6 protein-coding genes are annotated in these 7,155 nt (G+C 42.2%); 1 reads left to right on the top strand and 5 read right to left on the bottom strand.

The genetic code is table 11. From position 1 onward, the window contains the following. Positions 1 to 166: 166 nt before the first annotated feature. From VOR_RS0103040 to VOR_RS0103030, 3 genes are all read right to left on the bottom strand, one after another. The gene (locus tag VOR_RS0103040; protein ID WP_010318261.1) at positions 167 to 1,003 is read right to left on the bottom strand and encodes a beta-1,6-N-acetylglucosaminyltransferase; all 837 of its coding nucleotides are present in this window, start codon (positions 1,001 to 1,003) and stop codon (positions 167 to 169) included. Between the two features lie 519 nt (positions 1,004 to 1,522). Next, on the bottom strand, positions 1,523 to 3,127 hold the full coding sequence (locus VOR_RS0103035) for an ABC-F family ATPase (protein ID WP_010318260.1): 1,605 nt from the start codon (positions 3,125 to 3,127) through the stop codon (positions 1,523 to 1,525). Positions 3,128 to 3,388: 261 nt separating this feature from the next. Further along, complete coding sequence (locus VOR_RS0103030; RefSeq protein ID WP_010318259.1) at positions 3,389 to 3,784, bottom strand: PPC domain-containing DNA-binding protein; 396 nt, start codon at positions 3,782 to 3,784, stop codon at positions 3,389 to 3,391. Between the two features lie 320 nt (positions 3,785 to 4,104). Between VOR_RS0103030 and VOR_RS0103025 the strand changes: the two genes are divergently transcribed. Continuing rightward, positions 4,105 to 4,554: an RNA-binding S4 domain-containing protein gene (locus tag VOR_RS0103025; protein ID WP_010318258.1), complete on the top strand. Its 450-nt coding sequence runs from the start codon at positions 4,105 to 4,107 to the stop codon at positions 4,552 to 4,554. A gap of 52 nt (positions 4,555 to 4,606) precedes the next feature. On the opposite strand, the gene VOR_RS0103020 is transcribed toward VOR_RS0103025, so the two are convergent. Next, positions 4,607 to 4,795 carry a hypothetical protein gene (locus tag VOR_RS0103020; RefSeq protein WP_010318257.1) on the bottom strand — a complete coding sequence of 63 codons (189 nt, stop codon included), beginning with the start codon at positions 4,793 to 4,795 and terminating at the stop codon, positions 4,607 to 4,609. Between the two features lie 44 nt (positions 4,796 to 4,839). After that, complete coding sequence (locus VOR_RS0103015) at positions 4,840 to 7,152, bottom strand: fatty acid cis/trans isomerase (protein ID WP_029626843.1); 2,313 nt, start codon at positions 7,150 to 7,152, stop codon at positions 4,840 to 4,842. Positions 7,153 to 7,155: the final 3 nt, after the last annotated feature.

Genomic DNA, 7,155 nt, shown 5'->3' with positions numbered 1-7,155 from the left:
CCCCCGTGGGATCATGGGGCGCATACAGTGCGAGAACATGAGTTGGAAATGTATCATGAATTTCTTGAGTATGTAGCTTTAGGTTGGGTGATGAATCATAAACGGCTCAAGAGGGGCGTTAGGTTTCTTTGAGCCGCCCCGTTAATACAGGGTGGCTCATTAAAAATTAGACTATTGCAGCGAGGTGATTTTCGATCCTATCCACGACTTTAGCATCCTCTAATAGGTCAAATTTTCGAGCGAAAAGATTAGGGCTCGAAATTAAGTTGGAAATATCGTCCATTGTAAATGTCCTCGGTCTAAGCTTTATGTCTCCATCTGGTACCCAATCGATAAGTCTCAAGTCATCTTGAATTATTTCACCATGACAATCGTTATTCATCATAACCGTTTGGAAAAATCCTTCATCAGCAATAAATGTATTTTTGTAAAATTCTTTATAGGGCAGAGATGCATCCGTGTTACAAACAAAATCACAGAACTTTCGTGACACAATCATCCATTGGGTGCCAATAAATGGTGTTATCCCTGGCATGAATTTCCTGGCTATTTCAGGTCGATAAATATGCTCTTTATATTCAAAACACATATTTTGTATGCGATTCATCGTTTTAGGCCTAGCTGCATTTTGGTCTAGTGCTCGAATAAATTCTTTGTCTTTATTATTTGACAAAAACTCATGAATATATGGCTGAGTTTTCAATGGAAAATCTTGTCCACTTAGGTTTATAAAATGTGTCCAGCTTTTGTTCATGTTTAATAACTTAGCCATACCACGAAGTTCAATATTAACTAAGCTATACCCACCCCATAGCGCATTTTCTGATTCAAGAATTTCAGCATTTTGGTACTCATTTAGAAACAAAGTTATTTCATCTGAAATTTCTTTTCCAGAAGTTTTGTCAACATGGATAACGTAATGATTATTTGGGTGGTATATGGCATGAAAGAGCCGTTTAAATTGTCCTGGATAGCGGTGAACGAGAATAAGATAAGCAATCATTAGATCATTCCTTGAGAAATCTGGAATATTTATTTTCACGCTCCAGTTATCTCAGTTAGGGAATGTATGTTCTGAGTGGTAAGGCGTGTTCTTATCCATAGACTACATGGGGGCTCAGTCTTGATTAATCAATAGCAATGAAATATAAACCATACAAACGCTTCAAGAGGGACAGCCACCGCGTGGCGGTTTTTGTTCAAATCGGCATTTGTGATTACGGTTGTTATTTTAGGTTCAGTGGTTTGCGTTGTCAGCCCCTTAACCGGGCGTTAGGCGGAAAATTAATAAAGTGAAAATGTAATGCATTTAATATTAGAAGGGTTGAACTAGCGATCTAGGCGTGATCTTATGCTATTTATTGCAAAGTAGGATAAGCCGAACATGAACATAACTCCTTATTATGTCACTCAAAAAACACTCACGAAAGATCAACACGCCCTAAACAGTACAATCTAAATTATCCGTTGTTGCCGTCATTTCTGGCGGCAACAAGTATCAGGAATTATGACGTTGGTTTGATTACGCCGCAGCTAACAACTTCTGTTGATGAGCCAAGTATTCATCGTACGTACCTTGGAAGTAGACCAACTGTTTGTTTTTCACATCAATGATCGAAGTGGCCAGCGAAGAGACAAACTCGCGATCGTGGCTAACAAAAATCAGTGTCCCCGTGTAGGACTTTAGCGCGTTATTGAGCGCCTCAATCGCTTCCATATCCATGTGGTTGGTTGGCTCGTCCATGATCAGCACGTTGATATCTTGCATCATTAGTTTGCCAAATAGCAGACGGTACTTCTCACCACCCGAGCAGTTTCTTGCTTTCTTATTCACATCATCGGCTGTAAAGAGTAGTCGGCCAAGAATGGCACGCACCATCAAATCATCATGTTTTACGGTGCGCCACTGCGAGATCCAATCAAAGATAGTCAGATCGTTATCAAAATCGACAGTACTGTCTTGAGGGCAATAGCCAATTGAGGCATTCTCAGACCATTTCACCACACCTTGGCTGGCCTGCAGCTCTTTGACTAAGCAGCGTAGAAAGGTCGTTTTACCGACGCCGTTTTCACCAATCACAGCCAAACGCGAGCCAGCCTCAAGTAACAGATTAGCACCTTCGAAAAGCAGTTCATCATCAAAAGAGTGACCAATATTTTGCAGTTCAAGTGCAAGGCGATGCAGTTTCTTTCCTTCACCAAAATCAATCGAAGGACTAATGCGGCTTGAGGATTTCACTTCATCAAGCTTGATCTTGTCCATTTTTTTTGCGCGTGAGCTAGCCTGTTTTGCTTTTGAAGCATTGGCACCAAAGCGGTTAACGAAGTCTTGCAGTTCGTTGATCTCGGCCGCTTTTTTCGCGTTGCCAGAGAGTAGCTGCTCCCGAATCAAGCTTGAAGCTTCAAGAAAATACTCATAATTACCCGGATAAATACGCAACTCACCGTAATCAATATCAGCCATATGGGTACACACTGAGTTCAAAAAGTGACGGTCATGGGAAATAATAATCATGGTGCATTTACGCTGATTAAGTTCTTCAGCTAACCAACCAATGGTGTGGATGTCTAAGTTGTTGGTTGGCTCATCGAGCAGCAAAATATCAGGGTTGGCAAACAAGGCTTGCGCCAACAAAACGCGCAGTTTCCAACCCGGAGCCACTTGTTGCATCAAGCCAAAATGAAACGATTCCTCAATACCCGCTTTTAACAAAATATCACCCGCGCGACTTTCGGCGGTGTAACCATCCATTTCAGCGTATTCGCTCTCAAGCTCGGCGACTTTCATGCCGTCGGCTTCGCTCATCTCGGCTAATGAATAAATGCGGTCACGCTCTTGCTTGATCTCCCATAGTTTACGGTCACCCATAATCACGGCATCAACTACCGTGTATTGTTCGAAAGCAAACTGATCTTGGCTCAGTACACCCAATTTTAGCCCTGGTGTAATGGAGACGTTGCCTGAGCTGGGAGTTAACGCGCCACTCAAGATCTTCATGAACGTCGATTTACCACAGCCGTTGGCGCCAATCAAACCGTAGCGATTGCCGTTACCGAATTTTGCAGAAATGTTTTCAAATAAAGGCTCAGCGCCAAATTGCATGGTGATATTTGCGGTAGAGATCAAGAGAGTTTTCCTAGGTATTGAGTTTAGCGAATCAGTGGTGTGCAGACGCCAAATCAGCAGAACATAAACAATGGTTAAATAGGCGGCTAATTATACAGAGTTATTACAAAAAGAACAGATGTGAGAGATAGCTCACAGACGGAAATTGCTTAACGTCGAATTATCTGTCGCTATTGGGGAGAAATGGGTGAATAAAAAAACACGCTTCACCACATTTTACAGACTAGCATATGCGCATTCAGTTTTATCATTAAAGGGATTTTAACAAGATGCCACCAGCTCACTGTAGCCCGTTTGATTATCAAATTCTCGCTGAAACACTAAGTCAGGGTAGGAATGTAAAATCAGCTCTGCGGTAGTATTGATAAGACAACCATCCAAAAGATGACCACCGATCACTTTGCCTGTTTTATCTGCAACCGCAATGTGCAAGTGCTGATGAGATGCGGTTAGCGTGCCAACCAAAGAGACAATTTCAAATGCATCAACAAGGTGCCTATCTGAAGAGCCATCAGCGAGGCGGATGCGCACTTCAGATAGGCACCCGACACAAGAAGCGATGTTACCCGCTTGTATCTTCTCTTGCTTTATCAACGCGGCAATGGATTGCTTTAAATCGTGGCCTTTTATTAAGCGAGACACTGTCACTTTTATCATAGACAATTCGTTATAAAATTATGGTTGTGTTTAGTTTATCGTGCATGAGAGTTTACGTCTAAAGAGATTACTGCTTATATATCCTTGTTGAGACACAAAGTGGCAATTTTGCCCGCAGCTCTGAAAGCTCGCTCTCAAGTGATCCAATGGTTAATGTTTAAAGATTATAGGAAAGGGTGACAAGGTAACCTAAACCCTATAAGTACGATACAATGATAGGCTCTTTTGCTGTTATAAGTTCAGTTGAAGTACTTAACTGTGGTTCCTAATTTGCGCATTTAGCATTACACTGCGTGAAAATTCGTGATAAGAAAAACGTAATGATTAACGATAAAGACACATTAGAAAACGAAGAAATTGAAATAGAGGCGATTGGTATTGAAGTTTCAACGCAACCTATTGAGCTTTATAAGGTGTTAAAGATTGCTAACCTAGTGGATGGTGGCGGGCAAGCAAAATTCCTGATTAGCGATGGTTATGTGGCGGTCAATGGAGAACTTGAAACTCGAAAACGACGTAAAATGTACAATGGGGATTTTCTTGAATTTAACCAAGAGTACTACGTTGTATTGTGTGACCAACCAGTGATTGAAGCACCTGAAACTGAGGTGACGTCGGTAGTCGCAGCAATAAATGCGCCTAAACCGAAGCAAAAGGCGTCAAAAGCCAAGCCGGCTAGAAATAAGCCGACGACTACAAAGAAAGAGAATTCCGATGCACCTAAGAGCAAAGATGCTGAGAGTGGCCGTAACTCAATAGACTTTTTCTAATTTTAATGATCTGATAAATAAAAGACGGGAGCAATATGGCTCCCGTTGTTATTCAGCGCCATTCATCATCTGTTGCCGATCCACCATTTAACGCGTTAGGATCATCATCAAAAGGGTGCTGTGCCTTATACAGTAACACTTCCAACTGATGTTCTAACTGATTGACCGTCTCATAGTCACCTTCCGAACAGGCTATATAGATCTGTTGTTCTAGTGCTTCAATGCTGTCACGTATGGTCATTTTGCACCTCTCATCTCACCCATTAAAGGTGACTTTTATCTGTTTTAAAATCTATTGTAGTCAAGTAAACCAGATTCGACAGGCTGATTTTTTCGATACCATGCATGAACTTTATCGCTGAACGGCCAAAACTTCGAAGAACTGCGGCGAATGGCGAACGTATCGAGCAACTTAACGTAGTCCTGCTCATTTTGCATTTTACTCAATAAGATCACCAATTCTTCAATCTCGTGTTCATGCAGTGACAAATAAGCAGAAGGGTAACTGCCAATGACACCTCTCACTAGAGTCAAACCATCATTCGCTGGGTCACGGTTGCTTTGTTCATCAAATAGACTTGAAATATTGAGATGGGCGTTATTGTGCAACAAAGTAAACAGTTGATCCTCTCCGTTTTCAGCCGTGATCATCAACATCATGATTTGTGGCACAGCCAGCAACCCTTCGCCTTTGATCTTATTAATGCTATTTAACATCTGTTCACTGCGCGTTGAAAAACCAGTGTCAATTATCGAATAACGATTTGATAACACAGGTTGAAGCTCAGACTTCAAAAGTGCAAACAACTCAGATTTTGGATCTTGCGTGTGGTAAACAATACTGGTCGGTTGATCAAAAGGGGCCACGTTACGTTGCAAAAAGTCACTGAGTTGAGTGCTTTGATTTTGATACCAACTTGACTGCTCTTGGTGCCTTATCTCTCTAGGCAGCAGAGAGACAAAATTACTTTCACCTTCAAGACGCAGAAAATCCATAAACATGCGAGTAATGAGCTGGTGGCCGAAATTGCCGTAAACATCAAAACCCGCCACCAGTAAATAATGGATTCTTTCTAGTAGGGCATAGTCTAACACCCATGCTGTTTTGGGGTTTTCTCCCACCAGACCTTGCACTACCGATGCACTATCGAAATGCCTAAAAATAGTCAGTGCCGCATTCGGGTTATAGCCATCACCCATCCACAGTACATCTGTGGTTAAGTTATCGCCATTTTTGAACCACTGATTAGTAAATTCAGACTTTGCTTTCAAATAACGTGCTTGTTGATGCGCATAACGGACCCAATGAGTAATAGGCAACGTGTTACTTTCCAGCTCGCTTGGCAGTTTCAGATTCGCGGCTTGCGAGCGATAAAATTGATTCACTTCGGGTAAATCCGCTTTCTCTGGGTCTAAAAAGAACACCCAAAAATGGTCGTTAATAACATTCAGGGCTAGCTGGCCACGACACACTGGCCCTTTGATAAAAGCCATGATGGTGTTTTGAGCATTGTCTAACATAAATCGAAAGCGTGCTTTAACCGGAAGGGCATCAAATGCCGTCATCGGATTGGCGGCAACTTCAATATCATAGCTAGGCAAAACCGAGACTTGATAATTAGGTTGAATGAACCATGCCTGCCAATCATTAAGACGTTTTTTATTCAACGCATAGGGTAAATGAGTTTTATCTACGATGCTGCCTTGCTCAGGAATCAAACGGTAGTAGACGCGTTCTACACCAGGATTATCGTAAGGACGCCTTGTCGCAATTCTGTTAACCGGCTCGCCCGGGGGCGTTGTCGAACGTATCAAAGTGAAAAATCTAGGTTGACCAGCAAGTTCAGAAAAATAAAGGTGGGAAAGAAAAAGATGCTCGTAGATATAACGAGCCATTAACTGATCCTTTGCAGTACCTTTATTTAAAAAGTTTTCGTATTGCGCAACCCATTTCTCTTGATCAGAAGTGAGCGGAATATGACCATTCATGATTGCGCCATCTTTTAGCCACGTGAGTAGCGTATTGTATTCAAGAGGGCTAAGATTTGGCATGCCATAAGGCATTCCCCACGTTGGGTGATCTTGTTTGTACTGTCCGTACTCTTCAATTGTTGGGCAAACCTGTTCGCGATCTATCGAGAAATCAAAACTTTTTAGCTGATCTTGTTCTGGTAACGGATGTTCCTCTTTTTGCATTAATAATTTCGCGACTAATCCTGCTTCTAGATTCGCGGTAGGCGTTTGAGATCTCTCGTTCAGCACAGGATGAAAACCAAAATCTCGCCACTGCTCTGTGTATTGTGCATCTTCAAACAAACGGGTAGGAGCCGACGCCGTCAGACGCGTACCATGATAAACCAACGCTTTACTGGCTCCACGATCAATCCCTTCAACTGATGACATTTTTAGCTGGCAGGGCGCATCATAACAGGCGTGACAGACCACGCAGCGCTGATCGATGATGGGTTTAACATCATTTAAAAAGAAAGAGGCTTTTTTTGAATCTACTGGCGATTGTCTTGATTGAACGCTTGCTTCACCAAACAGTTGGTCATAGTTCAAGCCCACATACATTGCACATCCTGAAAAAAACACGATGCT

This window comes from Vibrio ordalii ATCC 33509 (assembly GCA_000257205.1).
In the GTDB taxonomy this organism is placed as follows: Bacteria; Pseudomonadota; Gammaproteobacteria; order Enterobacterales; family Vibrionaceae; genus Vibrio; species Vibrio ordalii.
The sequence above is the reverse complement of the archived record's forward strand: the minus strand, read 5'-3'. Positions and strand labels throughout refer to the sequence as shown.

Coding starts and splice junctions, on each gene's coding strand:
- VOR_RS0103040 (WP_010318261.1), bottom strand. CDS start 1,003: ATGATTGCTTATCTTATTCTCGTTCACCGCTATCCAGGACAATTTAAA.
- VOR_RS0103030 (WP_010318259.1), bottom strand. CDS start 3,784: ATGATAAAAGTGACAGTGTCTCGCTTAATAAAAGGCCACGATTTAAAG.
- VOR_RS0103025 (WP_010318258.1), top strand. CDS start 4,105: ATGATTAACGATAAAGACACATTAGAAAACGAAGAAATTGAAATAGAG.
- VOR_RS0103020 (WP_010318257.1), bottom strand. CDS start 4,795: ATGACCATACGTGACAGCATTGAAGCACTAGAACAACAGATCTATATA.